The sequence below is a fragment of the Prevotella sp. HCN-7019 genome, assembly GCF_037890215.1.
Lineage (GTDB): Bacteria > Bacteroidota > Bacteroidia > Bacteroidales > Bacteroidaceae > Prevotella.
Window position 1 is genome coordinate 333,551 of record NZ_JBBKBO010000003.1, and the last position, 17,433, is coordinate 350,983.

A 17,433-nucleotide genomic window follows, 5' to 3' on the forward strand; every position below is an offset into this window, starting at 1 on the left:
CAAACACATAAAAAAAAGCGGCCGCGCATCTGCGCAGCCGCCTGTAACTTTTATGGAAAAAATGTTATTATGGAAGGCTGATTGCCTCAGAAGGACAAACATCAGCACATGTACCACATTCTGTGCACATATCAGGATTGATAGAATACTTTTCTCCTTCAGAGATAGCGCCAACCGGGCACTCGTCGATACATGTACCGCATGCGATACAATCGTCACCAATTACGTAAGCCATAGTTTAAATATTTTTATAATGTTAATAATGTTATTGTACAATCAAGTTGCCGGCCAATGCCGACTCCGTACGTTGCAAAGGTACATTATTTATCCCGAAAAACTACATCCGATCCATTATTTTAACTAATTTATACATTGTATGTCTCTCTCATTATACAATAAGCCAAAACAAACGACGTTATAAATACATATATGAGACGTTTTGCGATAACAATAATCACAATTCTCGCCTGCGCCGCACAAGCCATGTCGCAGACGCGTACGGTGCAGAACAGGCCCTACACCGACCTCCGCCCGTTCCATTTCGGAGTGGTCGTAGGAACACATGTGCAGGATCTCGAACTGCTCAATGCCGGTCCCCAAATCATAACCAGCGAGGACGGCACGACTGTCGAGACTCTTGTCACTGCCGACCAGGACCGATGGGACACCGGATTCAACGTGGGTGTGGTGGGCGAATATCGCATCAACACCTACTTCCAATTCCGCGTGGCGCCCGCCATGTACTTCGGCAACCGCCACCTTACGTTCCGCAATCTGAAGGATCTTGACCCTGACGGCAAACCAAGGGAGCAGAAACAGAATCTGAAGTCGGTCTATATATCGTCGGCTTTCGACCTCATATTCGCAGCGCCACGATTCAACAACCACCGTCCTTACCTCATGGCCGGCGTTAATCCAATGATAAACCTGAGCGGCAAAAGCACCGACTACATCAAACTCAAACGCTACGACGTCTGTGCCGAAGTAGGCATCGGATGCGATTTCTACCTGCCTTTCTTCAAGCTACGTCCCGAACTGAAGTTCATGTATGGTCTGGGCAACAGTCTTGACACAAACCATCCCAATCAGCTGCGCGACAAAAACATGCTGCCCTACGCCAAATCGGTGAAGGAAGCCCACACCAAGATGATAGTCCTCAGCTTCTACTTCGAATAAACATACAAGCCACAAGACAATAAATAAAGGCCCCACCAGGAAAGGTGAGGCCTTTATTATTATATTCAGACATGCACCGGCCGTATGGCCCTGCCGCCTGTCACTTATTGAAATCGAGCACTATCTTGCCCACAAATACGCCATGCTTGCCATTCTGGTCGTTGGGCACTTCCTCACCGGCAGCATTCTTGACATACTTCAGTTCGTCGAAATAAGAATGCGAGTGTCCGCCCAAGACAATATCTATGCCCTCTGTTTTCGACATCAGTTCCTTGTCTCCATCGTCGTCGGAGTCATCCCATCCAAGATGCGAAAGACACACCACCACATCACATTTCTCCTTCTCTCTCAGTGTCTTCACCACTCTCGCGGCAGCATCCTCCGGATCTTCATACTTCACACCGATGCAATTCTTCTCGTCCACAAGTCCTTCGAGCTCAGGACCAACGCCGAACACGCCGACCTTCACCCCCTTGCGCTCTATCACCACATACGGTTTCACAAGTCCTTCGAGCGGAGTGCCCGTGAAGTCGTAGTTGCAGCAAACCACCGGGAATTTCGCCTTTTTGAACAGACGCGCCATGTTCTCCATTCCGAAGTCAAACTCATGATTGCCTATTGTCACAGCGTCATATCCCATAAGATTCATCAGTTCCACCTCCACATCGCCATGGAAGAGAGTGTAGTAAGGCGAACCCTGCGAGAAATCACCACTATCGAACAACAGCAACTGCGGATCGTTCTTCCGCTCTCGGTTCACAAACTCCAGACGTCTTACGAATCCTCCGCGTCCGGCCACCACCGTATCGGCCAGATTCTTGCTCAGCGGCAGAATGCAGCTGTGCGTGTCGTTGGTATGCAATATCTCAATCTGCGTCTGTGCCTCTGCCGTCATCGACGACACGAAAAGCGCACAGCAAACTATAAAATTCCTTATCATATTCCTTCAATGTTTCATTCCACAACAATCCGGCCCTCCACCCTGCTGTCCACCGGACGGCCGGTCTTATCCTGCTCTCTGAAATAATTCTCTATGATGTGTCGCACATTGTTCTCCTCACTCTTCGGCGAAAAAACGTCGGTCTTGTCCTTGAAGGCCTCCAGACCGTCGTTACCCTGTGCCAGATAGTCGAGTGTCGCAATGCGGTACAGCCTGTCCTTGTCTATCTCACGTCCGCCAACGAGGGCCGATTTCAGCTTTCCGTCCTTCGTAATAACGAGTTTCACACCACGGCTCACAGCCTCTCCACCGGCTTCGGCAATATCTTCAAACAGTTCCTCCACCTTGTCACCCTTCAGCGTGAGGAAACATATCTTGTTCTCAAACGGGGCCACGTCCAGCACATTGCCTATGGTAACCTCACCCTTAGACAGCGCCGCCCTTATGCCGCCCATATTATAAACGGCAAAGTCGGGCTTCTCTCCAAACTTTGTTCCGCCCCACAGCAGTATGTCGGCAAGCAGGTTCGACAGGTCGCTCTCCGGCCTAAAGGCCGCCATGTCGTGGGCCGCGTGTCCCACAACCGGACTCATCATACTGTCCACCTTCGCCTTGTACGGTGCAAGGAATTTCACACCCGCGCTGTCGGTCACAGCGTCATAGCGGCTATCTATCAGCACGCGTTCGCGCTCCACACCCGTGAGCTGTACGCCGGAAGAACATGCCGCAAGCAGAAGCATGGACGGCAGCAATCCGAAACTCAGTGCACGTCTGCGCATTTTTCTGTTCATCATGTCTGTTGTCATATTGTGTGTGTTGTTTCCGGACAGACATCACAGTGTACAGAAACTCTCTGTCACCGGCAATCCGCACCGGATGTTTCATTTACAAAGTTAATGCAACTATCTCACAGTGCAAAGCCAAACGGACTTTTTCTTCACGTCAAGGCACTCACAAAAAAACACAATGCGTCACTATATAAACTCCGGTGCAACATATCACACCGCAATATTTGCTCATATAATAAAAAATCCATATATTTGCGAAAGCGCCACACGGCAAATAGAGATACTAAAAACCGTAAACACAAAATCAGCCACAGCCCACATACCGGTGGCATAAAAAACAACAACGAAACTACCTTAAACAACAATACAGGGAGGAAATATAATGACAACAAATGCAGTCCACACTCCATTTAATGACCGTTGCATAATACGTACAACTGCCATGCAACTTACACACAAGCCTGTCACAGATATGCAGACTGTAAAATCCGTGCATTACTTATTCATCGGCATCATGCTGATGATGCTCATACCGTTCTGTACCAGAGTTTCCGCCGCCGTAGCAACCGACTCCACTACGTTCGGCAAGGCAGCATTCGCATCCGACGCTAAAGGCGAGATCATTATGGGCAAAGCCGTATACACCGCATTGCCCATATACAATGCGGAGTGCAACGACGACGGAAAATACTTATGCATACAGACACGCGAGGCCACCAAAAAAGGAGTATGGAAGAACAAAGGCAGCATATGCATGTTCGACAGCGGCAATATGTCGCAACTGTGGGAAACAGACATAAAATACAACAGTACGCAACTGTCGCTCACCAACCACGGACTGATACTCACATACGACACTCAAAACACCAGCGACTGGCTGTACACAACAGAGATGCGCGACCTCAACACAGGACAGGTGGTGTGGCGTAATGAACTGATACCCATCTACTACAACGATTCTCTCAACATTGTCATCGGCTATGAACATCCGTTCACAAAAACAGTAAAGGCTCTGAACCTGAGCGACGGCAACATAAGATGGATCAACGAGATACCTAACAACAACACATTCGGATGGACAAATCCGACGGTGATGGACGGAACAAAACTTGTTGTGGTCAATAACGACATATACGTGATAGACATGAGCACCGGCAGAATGAACTCCGCCGAAGCCGACACATCTACGCCCTGGGCCAAAGGCATAATCATGGACGGTCTTGCCGGACTGACACTGACCATCGGCGCCATGCCTTCTACAGGAACAACCTCAATGTTCATACCCGCCACAGTAGGCAGACGCATATTCGGACTTAACTCAAACGTGGTGACAGAAGGTTCGCGTTTCTACATCTCCGACCGCAACCGTATATATTGCTTCGACCATGACATGCATCAGATATGGAGCAGCGAACTGCCGGATAAATCAGGGTCCAGTGCTTACATGACACTTTCCGGCGACCGTCTCCGCCTGCTCAACCACGGGCTGGGCATGGCCATGGGCTATGCTCCCGTAAAAAGCGGACGGCCGTTCGTTGCCGAGTTCGATGCCGCCACAGGCCGTCAGCTGTCGTTCCGCATGCTGGCAGACAAGAAAGAAATGGTTGTAGGAACAGCCGCCGGCCCGTCGGGCGACAACATTGTGTTCGACAACATGATAACACACATAGCCCGCAACGACACAGCCCCCACCACAACAATGTGGGACTATAAAAGTCATGGACGCATAAAAGCCGTGTTGAATAAATCGTGCTGTGCTTTAAAACCGGACGGCACCATGTTCAAGATGCCGGCTTACGACTGCTCCGAACTATGGGTAATAACCGAAAAAGACAGTGTGTTCGTCCTTAATCAGGCATACGACATCACCGGCAGCTATCCTTTAAGCAACATGTACGTGAGTCTGTTCGAATCAGCCGACTACTCATGTGTGGAGGCATGCACCGACAAACAGGATTTCTGGCTGGTAAAATCAGACGGAACACCATACCGACACTTCTTCGAAGACACCAAGGACATCATAAAAACAGGAGACAAAATCATTGCCGTGAAACCCGGACAACTGGTGTTTCTCAGCACAGCACAGAAAGAGTGACAAAGCTGAAAAACAGCTCCTTACACCGCTATTTATTCATATTTTAGCGGTTTACGAACAAATTGACAGACAGAAATTTGCCTGTTCTGATTTATTGTAGTAACTTTGCAGCGCTTTTCGGCGTAACCGCTGACAACGGAAGAGTCGCTGGTCATGTTGCGTTGGGCGATAAAACAAATTTAATTATCAAAAAATGAACTTAATTAAAGTTGCTGAAGAAGCATTTGCAACCGGCAAGAAGTTCCCGGAGTTCAAATCTGGTGATACTATCACTGTCGCTTACAAAATTATCGAGGGAAACAAAGAGCGTATCCAGCTCTATCGTGGTGTTGTTATCAAAATCAACGGTCATGGCGACAAGAAGCGCTTCACCGTTCGTAAGATGTCAGGCACTGTAGGTGTTGAGCGTATTTTCCCGATCGAGTCACCGAACATCGACAGCATCGAGGTGAACAAGCATGGTAAGGTACGTCGCACTAAACTTTACTATCTGCGCAAGCTCACAGGTAAGAAAGCACGTATCAAAGAGAAGAAGGTCATCACAGGCGAATAATACATATACGTATTTTCCCGGATTACATTCTAACAAAAGGAATAAAAGGTTTTGCTGCTACGATGCAGCAAAACCTTTTGTCGTTTATGTCTGTTTCCGTTATATTGCACTACAGAAGTAACCACAGACATGAAACATAAAATACCGACTGCGACGCCAAACGGCTATAACGCGGTAAGCCGACTGGATATAATAAACTCTGAACACATGCATCACATTTTATGACATATCCATAAGGCGACTCTATTATTCTATGCAATAGAAACCCAGTAATTATGACCTCAATCAACAAACTGCGTTTTCAATCCCGAAACCGTCTTTTTTCATCTACCGTAATAATCACAGTATGGGCCACTTACAGATTTTCAGTATCCCGTGGTTTTTCCGTCTGAGTTTTCTGTTCTACCCCAAAAATCCAGCGCGTATTTGCGCGCGGACTCTCCTTCGGGCGCAAATTTGCAAAAAATAAGAGCTTTGCTTAAAATACTGAACATCAGCGTCTTATATTCAAAAACCATTTTTCCGTCATGCAATAAGCACCGTTTCAGCATGCAATAAAGCCCATATCATGGGCTGAAACGCACCATATCACACCATGATATAGGCGAAATCAGCCCCTCAAATGGGCAAAATCAGAACGCAAGATGAAGCATTCAGGACTGCACCATAGGGTATATGAAAAGACAATACGGGATGGAAGAGCCTTTATTGCGCATGGTTTAACATTTCTTTACACCTCTTTCGCGATTTTCATTTGTCAAAAAAAAGTCAAGAAAATCTGTAACTTCCTCGTCCGGGTTTTCTTTTAAAAAGCTGAAATCAGGCGTAAGGAGAACCATGTGGAATATACTCCGCGCCTGCGGTAATGATTTGCACGTTATGACAACGCGGATTTATCATCACATGCACAAATACACTGTTATGCTTCATACCGTCCTGCATTGTCTGAAAGCCGTACGCCATTCCACGGTGATTAATGAATAAATCCCGTATCCACAGGATTTCCATTGAGCCGATGTTTCCCACCATGGAAACATGACAGAAGTACGGCAGACGGCAACAATACGCACAACAGACGCGTCATGTCCAGTCTGTCGGTCTGTTGCTCAAATCTGATGACGGCACCTTCCTTCCGATGCCATCCGCAAAAATAAAGAAAATAAGGTTTGCACCGAACCTTATGAGAATTCTGAAACTCAGAACTCAATGTTCCGCAGGCTTGTCTTGAGAAGCCGGTTGCTTGTCTGCAGCGTCATCCTCAAAATTAGACAGTCCGTCAGCATCGCCATGAATCGCAGCCTTAAAGCTCTCCCAATCCTGAAATCCGGCAAGAAGCGATATTTTGTCGAGGGTCTCTCTCTTGGGCTTTTCGGTGCCTTTGATGTGGGCGGCAATTTTCTTGAGTACGGCCGGTTTCAGCGACTCGTCATTCAATTTCTTCTCAACGGCTTTGAGCAACTGGCTCAACTCCCAATGTTTTCTTTCCATTCTATTTATACTAACGCTTAAATTCCGGGGCAATCTTCCTTTATCATTGGATATCACTTATCCTGAAATCCTTGTCCGGCAACAGAAAAAAACATTGTTGTCACAACCCGTGCCGGCAGTCATATATAGTGTTGTCCTGTGCGTGCAAAAGTAATACAAACAAACGTTACTGCAAAATAATAAGTGTGAAAAATTCGTCTGTCACACCACATCTGTCACGCGCGCCTCTTATATTTGCGTATGTCGTGAAAAAGTAGTAATTTTGTCAACAGTAAACGATTATATTCTCAACATAACAACATGAAAGAATTAGCATTAAAGTACGGATGTAATCCAAACCAGAAGCCGTCGCGTATCTTCATGACCGAGGGCGAACTGCCGATCGAAGTGCTCAACGGCCGCCCAGGATACATTAACTTCCTCGACGCGCTCAACTCATGGCAGTTAGTGAAAGAACTCAAAGAGGCTACAGGCATGCCTGCCGCCGCTTCATTCAAACACGTCTCTCCGGCCGGTGCTGCCATCGGTCTGCCGCTGAGCGACACACTGAAGAAGATATACTTCGTGGACGACGTGAAAATAGAACTTTCACCTCTGGCCTGCGCATACGCAAGAGCACGCGGAGCCGACAGAATGAGCTCTTACGGCGACTTCGTGGCACTAAGCGACACATGCGACGCTGCAACAGCCACACTCATCAAGCGTGAGGTGAGCGACGGTGTGATTGCGCCGGACTATACTCCGGAAGCTCTCGAGATACTGAAAGACAAGCGCAAAGGCACATACAACGTGATCAAGATTGATCCGCAATACACTCCGGAACCGATAGAGCGCAAACAGGTGTTCGGAATAACATTCGAACAGGGACGCAACGAAATAAAACTCGACGACCCGGCGCTCTTCGAGAACATCCCAACAAAGAACAAGACATTCACAGACGAGGCAAAGCGCGACCTCATCATAAGCCTCATCACCCTGAAATACACACAGAGCAACTCTGTATGCTACGTGAAGGACGGACAGGCCATCGGCATCGGAGCCGGCCAGCAGAGCCGTATACACTGCACACGTCTTGCAGGAAACAAGGCCGACATATGGTGGCTGCGCCAGCATCCGAAAGTAATGAACCTGCCGTTCATCGACGGAATACGCCGCGCCGACCGCGACAACACCATCGACGTGTACATCAGCGAGGAACATGACGACGTTCTGCGCGAAGGCACATGGCAGCAGTTCTTCAAGGAGAAACCGGAAGTTCTCACTGCTGAGGAGAAGAAAGCATGGATAGCACAGAACACTAAAGTGGCTCTCGGAAGCGACGCCTTCTTCCCGTTCGGCGACAACATAGAGCGTGCACACAAGAGCGGAGTGGAATACATTGCACAGGCTGGAGGCTCTGTACGCGATGACAATGTCATCGAGACCTGCGACAAGTACGGCATTGCAATGGCATTCACCGGAGTGAGACTGTTCCATCATTGATAAAAACATACGTTTCAGCATGAGCAACGAGATTGATGATATCATAAGCGGAGGCGGAATTATCTTCAAAAAGAAGAGCAGTGCTCCGAAAGACGACGGCAAGGTGAAGACCAAAGCCAAAAAAAAGAAATACATAACCGGTGCGCACGGCAGTGGCTCTGCACGTCAGAAAGCCAAATACCGCGAGCAGAGGGCTAACAGACACAAGAAATAAAACAGACGTGTCTGCACAATATGTCATCATGCTCGGTATGAAACCAATATAAAGAAATACGGCCGCAACCTTTTCGGATTGCGGCCGTATTTGTATTATCACATTATTTATATATTGCTGTCAGGAAGAACTTGTTTTGCGCCAAAGCCCGTATCACGGCGATACAGAAGCATTGAGGCCATGCATTATGTACGCGACGAGGAACTGCCACCCTGCGCATAATAGTTCTTGCGCGAGCTTACCTTTCCGCTCTTGTTAAGAGTCAGCGTCGACTGTTGCAGCGTTCTGTTGGCACAGTCGAACACAACAGTAGGATTAAGGCGTTTTCCTCTGAATGAAATCTCAAAATGCAGGTGCTCTGTCGTAGCACGTCCGGTGCGTCCGGTAAGTCCTATCACCTGGCCGGCTTTCACCTTATCGCCCACTTCAACCATGTTTTTCGACTGGTGACTGTAAAGTGTCTCAAAGCCGTAAGCATGCTTTATCACGATGCAGTTGCCATATCCGTAATACGGTCCCGAACGTGTCACCACGCCGTCGAAAGCCGCAACAATCTCGTCGTTAGGCTTTGTCTTCAGATCAACACCCGAATGTCCGCGGCGTCCTCCATAAGGACTGATAACCTTGGCGCCAGGCAATGGGAAAGCCCAATTACCTTCATCCAGATCAGAAAGATTAAGCTCGAATTTCGATTCGTTCTCAAACGGATCATCCTCCATGCTTTCCGCCGCCATCAGCACGTTGGCACCAGAAGTTGACGTCACGTCCACGTATGAGCCGTTGCGCTTGCACATAAGAGTCTGCTTGCGCAGTCTGTGACTGTTTACGTTTATAATCGTGGAAGGATTTATACGGCATCCGTTCACCATAATGGAGAAATCGCAGAACGTCTTTCCGTCACGTGTTCCCACAATGGCTATTGTCTGACCGGCCTTTACCTTCTGACCGACTTTCACAACATTGCTTTCATTGTTGGCATACACGGTTTCGAGACCGTTGCGGTGGCGTACTACAATCACGTTTCCCATATTGTCGTGAGGACGCGAGAGTCTCACGACGCCGTCGAACATGGCTTTCACCGCATCACCTTCCTTTGTATCTATTCTCAGAATATTATCGTCCAGAACAATGGCTTTTCCAACCGGCAGTGGAAAAGAATATTCCTTATCTTTCACAGAAGAGAAATCCACATTGAATGCATCCGAACGGCTGAACAGTCCGGGCGTCTCAATGCTTATCTGTTGCTGCTCCGCCGCCGTGAACTTATGCTTTACCGGAGCGGCCGCGGTCAGTGTGACAACAAACGTTGCCAAAAGAAATAGCTGTCTTAGTCTAATCATCGTCAGTAAATTATTTATAAACTTATAAGAATGGAAGCCGGCAATTCCGGCCCTGTCATGCAAGTGCCAATATCCTAACGCAGATATATCGCACTGAAAATACGGCCAGACTCTGCGCCGAGTCTGCGCGCCGAGAAGTAGTCATTGGCGTTCTTATAAGTGCATATTCCACATGAATATATGTTGCCGTCAGTGACTCCGGATTCTATCATCTGCATGCGGTTGCATCCGGGAAGGTCTATATGCCATTTCTCTTTCCTGCAACTTATGCGCTGCATGTCAAAACCGGCAGCATAAAACTTGTCATACACTTCATCGCCAACCTCAAAACTGTCAAGCGATATGCCCGGTCCTATCACCGCCTTCAAAGCAGCAGCGTCTGTACCGAACACAGCATTCATTTCCACGATAGCCTTCTGTACGATACGCATTACCGTTCCGCGCCATCCGGCATGGACGGCACACACGGCGTGGTTGGCCGCATCATAAAGAAGAACAGGTATGCAGTCGGCCGTGGAAACACCGATGCACAGTCCCCTTACGGAGGTCATCAGAGCGTCGACACCTTCCAACACCATGCGACGGGAGCGACTGCTCAGTTCAAGAAATTCAGGACCTATCACTCTGATTTCAGTACCGTGAGTCTGGTGAGGCATTACGATATGTCTGTCGTCAAGGCCGAGTTCCTCACTCAAAGCCTCGCGGTTGCGACGAACATCGTTCTCGTCATCACCACAATAATCGTTTATACTGAAACCTGCATAGGCTCCTTTTCCACATCCGCCATGACGCGTTGTGCTGAACGCCACAACATCATCGGCGACGTCATAATATTTTATGACAGGCGGTTCAATCATCCGTTTCTACGTCGTCGTATTCAAAATCGTCGAGATCCTCTATCTCGTCTTCATCTATATATATGATTTCGTCCTCGCCTTCTTCCTGCAATTCGGCTGCGAAACGACTCATATCCTTGTCACGGTGCACAAGATTCTCCTCAGAGATAATACCCTGCAGCTTGTTGCTTTCGCTATTGAGCTCACGCCACAATACGTCTTTCAGCTCGTTGAGTCCAAAGCCTGTGACAGACGATATGAACACCACAGGAAGTCCTTCAGGCAAAGTCTCACGGAGCATTTCTATGAGTTCTTCATCCAGAAGGTCGCACTTTGTAACGGCAAGTACGCGGTGTTTATCGAGCATATCAGGATTGAACTGCTGCAGTTCGTTGAGAAGAATTTCGTATTCACGCTTTATGTCGTCCGTATCTCCCGGCACCATGAACAGCAGAAGCGAGTTGCGCTCTATATGACGGAGAAATCTCAGTCCGAGTCCTTTGCCTTCGCTCGCGCCTTCAATGATTCCAGGGATGTCGGCCATGACAAACGACTGCTTGTCGTGATAGCCCACAATACCGAGCGACGGTTCCAGCGTCGTGAACGGATAGTTGGCTATTTTAGGGCGTGCGCTCGACAAAGAAGAAAGCAATGTCGACTTGCCGGCATTGGGGAAGCCCACAAGTCCGACATCAGCAAGAAGTTTCAGCTCGAGTATTATTGTCATCTCTTCCATCGGTTCACCGGGCTGTGCGAAGCGCGGAGTCTGGTTGGTGGCTGTGCGGAACTGGAAGTTGCCAAGTCCGCCGCGACCTCCCTTGAGCAACAGAACCTCCTGTCCGTCGTAGGTTACATCGCACACATACTTTCCGGTCTCGGCGTTATATACCACCGTACCGCACGGAACGTCTATGTAGACATCCTTACCGTCCTTGCCGTGACATTTGTCGCGGCCGCCGTTTCCGCCGTGTTCGGCAAACACATGGCGCTGAAACTTAAGATGCAGCAGAGTCCAATAATTATGATTGCCGCGCAGGTATATATTTCCTCCACGCCCTCCGTCGCCACCGTCAGGTCCGCCGTTGGGCTGATACTTGATGTGTCGCAGGTGCATGGATCCGCGTCCGCCTTTTCCCGAACGACAATATATCTTTACGTAATCTACAAAATTGGATTCTGCCATATCTTGTTGTCTATGTTTTAGTTTCTATCAAATGTTGTCAATAACAGCACAGATGTCTGCGAAGATGCGGTCGAGTTCGCCGAATCCGTTGATATGATGGTGCAGACCTTCATTCTTGTACCACTCGATAAGTGGAGCAGTCTGTGTTGAATAAACCTTCAGACGCTTGTTGATTGTCTCTTCGTTGTCGTCTGTACGTCCTGATTCCTGTCCACGCTTTATAAGACGTTCCATCAGCTTGTCCTCCGGCACGTCGAGCTCTATCATAGCAGCCACGTTGTGTCCGCGCTCAGCAAGCATTGCCTTGAGAGCCTCAGCCTGCGGTATGGTGCGTGGGAAACCGTCGAAGATGACACCCTTGTGCTCCTTGCCGAAGCTGTCGTAAACGCTTGCAAGTATGTCTATCATCAGCTCGTCGGGTATGAGCTGGCCGTTGTCGATATATCCTTTAGCAGTCTTGCCAAGCTCTGTGCCGTTCTTTATTTCATTGCGCAGCACGTCGCCTGTCGAAATATGATTGAAACCATATTTCTTGATCATCAGATCACTCTGTGTGCCCTTGCCTGAACCCGGGGCACCGAAAATTACGATATTCTTCATCTCTTTACTTTAATTGAATTTTTATGTATATACACCGGCCGGCATCGCGTTGTGTGACGCTTATCCGCACCGGCCGCATTATGTTATTCTTCAACAAGTGTGTAAATATCGCGCAGGTTGCGTCCCTGCTGGTCATAATCGAGACCGTAACCCAGAATGAAATCATTCGGAATCTCCATTGCGACATATTCCACATTGAGCGGAACCTTAAGACGTTCCGGTTTGAGCAGAAGAGTACAGATGTGTATGGACTCCGGATTGCGTGTTCCGAGCGATTCTATCATGCGTTTGATTGTCAGGCCCGTCTCCACGATGTCCTCAACAACTATCACCGTGCGTCCGGTGAGGTCTTCGTTTATTCCGATAACCTCCTTTATCTGGCCGGTAGATGTTGTGCCCTGATAAGAAGCCAGTTTGACGAACGATATCTCGCACGGTATGGTTATCATACGCATTAGATCGGCTGCAAACATAAATGAGCCGTTCAACACTGCGAGCAACAGAGGATTCTTTCCTGCCATGTCGGCATTTATTCTGTCTGCCACAGCCTTGACATGCTTCAATATTTCAGCCTCCGGTATAGACGTTCTGAACGTCTTGTCCTTTATTTTGACTGTACTGTTCATGGTGCTGTATTTATATTTGCTCGCAAATTTACAAAAAATATGCCGAACGCTGTGCGCTGTTAGCATTTATTTCGGTTTTTTACCGTCACACAGACAGTCTCCGGCGTTAGCGTCATTCATGAGAAACGTCCCGCAACAGCCTGTCAGTAGAGCTTACGCAGCATGCAGGCCATGCCGTCACACAAGGCCTAAAAATAAGTCAAATTATTGGCAGGCACGAATTTATTTTGTATCTTTGCCCCGTATGAAGATATTTACTGGCTCACAGATTCACGAGCTCGACAAATATACGATAGAGCACGAGCCCATCGAATCGATTGATCTGATGGAACGTGCCGCCAAAGCCATCACCGACGCCATCACTGGTGAATGGCCTTCAGATAAGAATGTCATTGTGTTTGCCGGCCCGGGCAACAACGGAGGTGACGCGCTTGCAGTGGCACGCATGCTGCTCGACCGCGGCTACGATGTTGCCGTATGGCTGTTCAACATAGGCAACCGTCTGTCAGAAGACTGTGCGACGAACCGTGAACGGCTCACAGAACACAGACTTATGAAGAAGTTCACAGAAGTCACGGTGGACTTCGATCCGCCGAAACTCGACGCCGACACACTTGTCATCGACGGTCTGTTCGGCTCCGGACTCAAGAAACCGTTGTCCGGCGGTTTTGCTTCTCTCGTCAAATACATCAACCAGTCACCGGCCAAAGTGATAAGCATCGACTTGCCTTCCGGCCTCATGACCGAAGACAACACTTACAACGTGCGTGCCAACATAGTGAAGGCTGACCTCACACTGACACTTCAACAGAAGAAGGTCTCCATGATGTTTGCCGACACACAGGCTTTCCTCGGACGGATAAAGGTGCTCGACATAGGATTGTCAGAGGAGTTCATAAAAAACACCGGCAGCCAGTACACGACGACAGAAGCTGACGACATAAAAGGGAAGCTCAGAAAACGCGATGCTTTCGCGCACAAAGGCAGCATGGGCAATGCTCTGCTCATAGCCGGAAGCTACGGCATGGCAGGAGCAGCTGTACTGGCCGCCAGGGCATGCATGCGTTCAGGAGTGGGCAAGGCGACAGTGCTGACATCTGAGACAAACCGCTGCATCATACAGACAGCCATACCAGAAGCAATACTGAAAATAGACAGCAACGAGCGTTGCTTCTCCAACACTATAGACACAGACAGCTACGACGCCGTGGGCATAGGCCCGGGTCTGGGCACCGACGAAGACACGGCTGTGGCACTGATGGCACAGCTCAGACGCACCAAGTGCCCCGTAGTACTCGATGCCGACGCGCTGAACATCATAGCCAACCACCGCACATGGATGCAGCATCTGCCCGAGAAGCTCATCATGACGCCCCACCCCAAGGAGTTCGACAGACTCTGCGGCAGCGTGTCGTCAAGCGATTACGAACGGCTTTCCAAAGCGCGCGACATGGCTGAGCACCTCGAAGCATACATCATTCTGAAAGGACACCACTCCGCTCTGTGCACACCCGACGGCAGCGTGACCTTCAACACCAGCGGCAACGCGGGCATGGCGACTGCCGGAAGCGGCGATGTGCTCACAGGAATTATCACCGGACTGCTGGCGCGAGGCTACACACGTGCCCAAGCCTGCATCACAGGAATGTACCTGCACGGTCTCGCCGGCGACATGGCCGCACATGAAACCGGAGAGGAAAGTCTTATGGCAAGCGACATAATAAAATATATTCCCCAAGCATTCAAACAACTAACCGACAATAAATGAAGATGAGAAAGATACTGTCAACCCTGATGATGGCAGCCGCACTGAGCCCTGCCTGTGCACAAAAAGACAACGGCAATTTCACATACTTCCTGCCGAAGACCGAAGTGAGCATATCACTGCTCATCGAGAAGACAACATACACACCCGGAAAACTGGCCGACTACTGCGACCTTTACTTCAAGACAAAAGGAGAAAGCGAGGCAAGCGTCAGCTACAGGATTGTGGGCATGAAGTTCTCCGTAGCCGGAGTGCCGGACACGAGCAAGCAGTACGATCTCGTGATAGACAAGAAACACAGCATCCTGAACATCGACTGCGACAAGAACGGTGTGCTGAAAGCCATCAACACCAAGGGCAAGGACGACGAACCAATAGAGAAATTCAAACCGGCACCACGCCAGCCCATGCCTTCGCCCAACGACTACATGAGCCAGGACATACTATCGTCCACCAACCTGCCTAAGATGGCACGCATGATAGCACAGGACATATACGACATACGCGACAGCCGCAACCAGCTGGCACGTGGCGAAGCCGAGTTCATGCCAAAGGACGGCGAACAGCTCAAGATAATGCTCGCGCAGTTGCAGACACAGGAAAATGCACTGCTACAGATGTTTGAGGGAACAACCGTCACCGACACCACCGAAACCGTAGTATCGTTTGTTCCGGAGAAGGAAAACACCAAACAGATGATTTTCCGCTTCTCAAGACACTTCGGACTGACCGACACCGACGATCTCTCGGGTGCACCTTATTATGCTGAAATAGAAGACGAGCAGATACTGGCTGAGGGTCCTGTTGTTGACGAAAAGATAAAGAAACAGAAGGACGACATGATTCTCGGAGTGAACGTTCCGGGAAAGATAAAGATAAAAATAACCGACGGCAACAAGACAATAGCCACATACAACACGTATGCGGCACAGTTCGGCAATGTCGACACACTCAACGGAACACTCTTCGGCAAGAAACTCACATCGCAGATTGTACTCGACCCGGCTACAGGAGGCGTAATAAGCTTGCAGACCGAACCATTGGAATGACGTAGCTCATGCGCCGTATGCCGGACACTATGCAACATACACCTGAGCGTATGACATAACTCCGGACCATATGCACGGACAAATGAACTTCAGACTGTGCGCTGCATAGATATGCAGAAATCACCATACGCATTCGCAGAAGTTACTGTTCACCACTAAGGAAAAGGCTGTTCCACATAACAGGAAAGCCTGTTTCGCACAACGAAAAAGACAATATCACATAACAATAAAGGCCGTTCCGCAATGCAGAACGGCCTTTTTCATATCACTTCATACTTTTCATCCACATTCACAACGATCATAACCGGGCTTTGTAGAAATTCGATAAGGATCAGTTTTATTCATGAAGCGCCACATGATGAAGGGAAAATTCCGGACAGAGAGCGGTTGTATGAAATGCCGCTACACACCAGCCCACGTGACAACAAATTCACGTTGTTACAACTTATAAATCCTCATAGCGAGAAAAAGGCATACTCCCCGCGCTTTTGCTCATGCCTCATATAGACCGTTTTAAAGAAAACTCAGACAATGAACTTACAGATTTTCTTGACTTTTTTTGACAAAAGAAAATCGCAAAAGAGATGTAAAGGAATGTTAAATTCCGCATCATAAAGGCTCTTTCATCTCGTATCGTCTTTTCATATACCCTGTAGTGCATTCCTGAATGCTTCATCTTGCGTTCTGATTTTACCCATTTTAGGGGCTGATTAAGTCCATATCATGGTGTGATATGTTGTGTTTCAGCCTATGATATGGGCTTTATTGCATGCTGAAACGGTGCTTATTGCATGACGGGAAAATGGTTGTTAAATATAAGACACTGATGTTCAGCATTTTGCACAAACCTCTCATTACTCGCGAATTTGCGTCCGAAGGAAAGTCCGCGCGCAAATACGCGCTGGATTTTTGGGGTAGAACAGAAAACTCAGACGGAAAAACCGCGGGATACTGAAAATCTGTAACATCCCCATACGGCTTCCTTTTTCGTCTGAAGACAACAACGTCGATACGGAATGGATGCTACCGTTTTTTTATATTATCAATCCCCTTTTAATATCCATGAAGCCGCAACGGCTATTCCATCCCGGTTTCCATCTTTCCGAAAACGCGTTATCCCTTTCTCCATTTTCTATTTCGTAAATTGTCATTGTCGTAACATTTTACTCCACATATTAATGAATATACAGAATAAACCATGCTCATTACTCTTATATTATAGACAAGACGCATGGATGTATCACCTGCACATACAGTCGCCATAATACTTCTACAGAAAATAATATCTGCTTTCTTCC

The 17,433-nt window shown here is 48.4% G+C and carries 16 protein-coding genes; 7 read left to right on the forward strand and 9 right to left on the reverse strand.

Features of this window, described 5'->3' with window-relative positions; genetic code table 11:
• Window positions 1-67: 67 nt before the first annotated feature.
• Window positions 68-235, reverse strand: a complete 168-nt coding sequence (locus WKT13_RS06380) for a 4Fe-4S binding protein (protein WP_021992268.1) — start codon at window positions 233-235, stop codon at window positions 68-70.
• A 194-nt stretch (window positions 236-429) separates the two neighbouring features.
• Between WKT13_RS06380 and porT the strand changes: the two genes are divergently transcribed.
• The gene (gene porT / locus WKT13_RS06385) at window positions 430-1,176 is read left to right on the forward strand and encodes a type IX secretion/gliding motility protein PorT/SprT (RefSeq protein WP_340323299.1); all 747 of its coding nucleotides are present in this window, start codon (window positions 430-432) and stop codon (window positions 1,174-1,176) included.
• Window positions 1,177-1,276: 100 nt separating this feature from the next.
• Here porT and WKT13_RS06390 read toward each other — a convergent pair whose 3' ends face one another.
• Window positions 1,277-2,116 carry a bifunctional metallophosphatase/5'-nucleotidase gene (locus WKT13_RS06390; protein WP_298619433.1) on the reverse strand — a complete coding sequence of 280 codons (840 nt, stop codon included), beginning with the start codon at window positions 2,114-2,116 and terminating at the stop codon, window positions 1,277-1,279.
• Between the two features lie 14 nt (window positions 2,117-2,130).
• Window positions 2,131-2,895: a 5'-nucleotidase gene (locus WKT13_RS06395; RefSeq protein WP_340323370.1), complete on the reverse strand. Its 765-nt coding sequence runs from the start codon at window positions 2,893-2,895 to the stop codon at window positions 2,131-2,133.
• A 391-nt stretch (window positions 2,896-3,286) separates the two neighbouring features.
• On the opposite strand from WKT13_RS06395, the gene WKT13_RS06400 reads away from it, so the two are divergent.
• Complete coding sequence (locus tag WKT13_RS06400; protein ID WP_340323300.1) at window positions 3,287-4,999, forward strand: hypothetical protein; 1,713 nt, start codon at window positions 3,287-3,289, stop codon at window positions 4,997-4,999.
• Between the two features lie 193 nt (window positions 5,000-5,192).
• On the forward strand, window positions 5,193-5,552 hold the full coding sequence (gene rplS / locus WKT13_RS06405) for a 50S ribosomal protein L19 (protein ID WP_298619429.1): 360 nt from the start codon (window positions 5,193-5,195) through the stop codon (window positions 5,550-5,552).
• 1,203 nt (window positions 5,553-6,755) lie between these two features.
• Here rplS and WKT13_RS06410 read toward each other — a convergent pair.
• Window positions 6,756-7,040, reverse strand: coding sequence for a hypothetical protein (locus WKT13_RS06410; protein WP_340323301.1), 285 nt, complete (start codon window positions 7,038-7,040; stop codon window positions 6,756-6,758).
• Window positions 7,041-7,340: 300 nt separating this feature from the next.
• On the opposite strand from WKT13_RS06410, the gene WKT13_RS06415 reads away from it, so the two are divergent.
• Window positions 7,341-8,522, forward strand: coding sequence for a phosphoribosylaminoimidazolecarboxamide formyltransferase (locus WKT13_RS06415; protein ID WP_298619424.1), 1,182 nt, complete (start codon window positions 7,341-7,343; stop codon window positions 8,520-8,522).
• 19 nt (window positions 8,523-8,541) lie between these two features.
• Window positions 8,542-8,736, forward strand: a complete 195-nt coding sequence (locus WKT13_RS06420; protein ID WP_298619420.1) for a hypothetical protein — start codon at window positions 8,542-8,544, stop codon at window positions 8,734-8,736.
• 185 nt (window positions 8,737-8,921) lie between these two features.
• Here WKT13_RS06420 and WKT13_RS06425 read toward each other — a convergent pair whose 3' ends face one another.
• The 5 genes from WKT13_RS06425 to hpt form a co-directional block, all read right to left on the reverse strand.
• Window positions 8,922-10,076 (reverse strand): peptidoglycan DD-metalloendopeptidase family protein, encoded by a 1,155-nt coding sequence (locus WKT13_RS06425; RefSeq protein ID WP_298619417.1) that lies wholly within the window; start codon window positions 10,074-10,076, stop codon window positions 8,922-8,924.
• Between the two features lie 74 nt (window positions 10,077-10,150).
• Window positions 10,151-10,933, reverse strand: coding sequence for a peptidoglycan editing factor PgeF (gene pgeF, locus WKT13_RS06430; protein ID WP_340323302.1), 783 nt, complete (start codon window positions 10,931-10,933; stop codon window positions 10,151-10,153).
• Complete coding sequence (obgE, locus tag WKT13_RS06435; protein WP_298619412.1) at window positions 10,926-12,095, reverse strand: GTPase ObgE; 1,170 nt, start codon at window positions 12,093-12,095, stop codon at window positions 10,926-10,928. Before obgE ends, pgeF begins: the two co-directional genes overlap by 8 nt.
• A 27-nt stretch (window positions 12,096-12,122) precedes the next feature.
• Window positions 12,123-12,695: an adenylate kinase gene (locus WKT13_RS06440; RefSeq protein ID WP_298619410.1), complete on the reverse strand. Its 573-nt coding sequence runs from the start codon at window positions 12,693-12,695 to the stop codon at window positions 12,123-12,125.
• Window positions 12,696-12,778: 83 nt separating this feature from the next.
• Window positions 12,779-13,321, reverse strand: a complete 543-nt coding sequence (gene hpt, locus WKT13_RS06445) for a hypoxanthine phosphoribosyltransferase (RefSeq protein WP_298619408.1) — start codon at window positions 13,319-13,321, stop codon at window positions 12,779-12,781.
• 244 nt (window positions 13,322-13,565) lie between these two features.
• Between hpt and WKT13_RS06450 the strand changes: the two genes are divergently transcribed.
• Together WKT13_RS06450 and WKT13_RS06455 are read left to right on the forward strand one after the other, a co-directional pair.
• Window positions 13,566-15,089, forward strand: a complete 1,524-nt coding sequence (locus tag WKT13_RS06450) for an NAD(P)H-hydrate dehydratase (RefSeq protein WP_340323303.1) — start codon at window positions 13,566-13,568, stop codon at window positions 15,087-15,089.
• A gap of 2 nt (window positions 15,090-15,091) precedes the next feature.
• On the forward strand, window positions 15,092-16,135 hold the full coding sequence (locus WKT13_RS06455; protein WP_340323304.1) for a DUF4831 family protein: 1,044 nt from the start codon (window positions 15,092-15,094) through the stop codon (window positions 16,133-16,135).
• Window positions 16,136-17,433 lie beyond the last annotated feature (1,298 nt).

Excerpts from the sequence above, each read along its gene's own strand:
- WKT13_RS06400 (WP_340323300.1), top strand. The coding sequence starts at position 3,287 with ATGACAACAAATGCAGTCCACACTCCATTTAATGACCGTTGCATAATA.
- WKT13_RS06395 (WP_340323370.1), bottom strand. The coding sequence starts at position 2,895 with ATGCGCAGACGTGCACTGAGTTTCGGATTGCTGCCGTCCATGCTTCTG.
- WKT13_RS06455 (WP_340323304.1), top strand. The coding sequence starts at position 15,092 with ATGAGAAAGATACTGTCAACCCTGATGATGGCAGCCGCACTGAGCCCT.
- porT (WP_340323299.1), top strand. The coding sequence starts at position 430 with ATGAGACGTTTTGCGATAACAATAATCACAATTCTCGCCTGCGCCGCA.
- hpt (WP_298619408.1), bottom strand. The coding sequence starts at position 13,321 with ATGAACAGTACAGTCAAAATAAAGGACAAGACGTTCAGAACGTCTATA.
- WKT13_RS06415 (WP_298619424.1), top strand. The coding sequence starts at position 7,341 with ATGAAAGAATTAGCATTAAAGTACGGATGTAATCCAAACCAGAAGCCG.
- pgeF (WP_340323302.1), bottom strand. The coding sequence starts at position 10,933 with ATGATTGAACCGCCTGTCATAAAATATTATGACGTCGCCGATGATGTT.
- rplS (WP_298619429.1), top strand. The coding sequence starts at position 5,193 with ATGAACTTAATTAAAGTTGCTGAAGAAGCATTTGCAACCGGCAAGAAG.
- WKT13_RS06450 (WP_340323303.1), top strand. The coding sequence starts at position 13,566 with ATGAAGATATTTACTGGCTCACAGATTCACGAGCTCGACAAATATACG.
- WKT13_RS06440 (WP_298619410.1), bottom strand. The coding sequence starts at position 12,695 with ATGAAGAATATCGTAATTTTCGGTGCCCCGGGTTCAGGCAAGGGCACA.
- WKT13_RS06420 (WP_298619420.1), top strand. The coding sequence starts at position 8,542 with ATGAGCAACGAGATTGATGATATCATAAGCGGAGGCGGAATTATCTTC.
- WKT13_RS06410 (WP_340323301.1), bottom strand. The coding sequence starts at position 7,040 with ATGGAAAGAAAACATTGGGAGTTGAGCCAGTTGCTCAAAGCCGTTGAG.
- WKT13_RS06380 (WP_021992268.1), bottom strand. The coding sequence starts at position 235 with ATGGCTTACGTAATTGGTGACGATTGTATCGCATGCGGTACATGTATC.
- WKT13_RS06390 (WP_298619433.1), bottom strand. The coding sequence starts at position 2,116 with ATGATAAGGAATTTTATAGTTTGCTGTGCGCTTTTCGTGTCGTCGATG.
- obgE (WP_298619412.1), bottom strand. The coding sequence starts at position 12,095 with ATGGCAGAATCCAATTTTGTAGATTACGTAAAGATATATTGTCGTTCG.
- WKT13_RS06425 (WP_298619417.1), bottom strand. The coding sequence starts at position 10,076 with ATGATTAGACTAAGACAGCTATTTCTTTTGGCAACGTTTGTTGTCACA.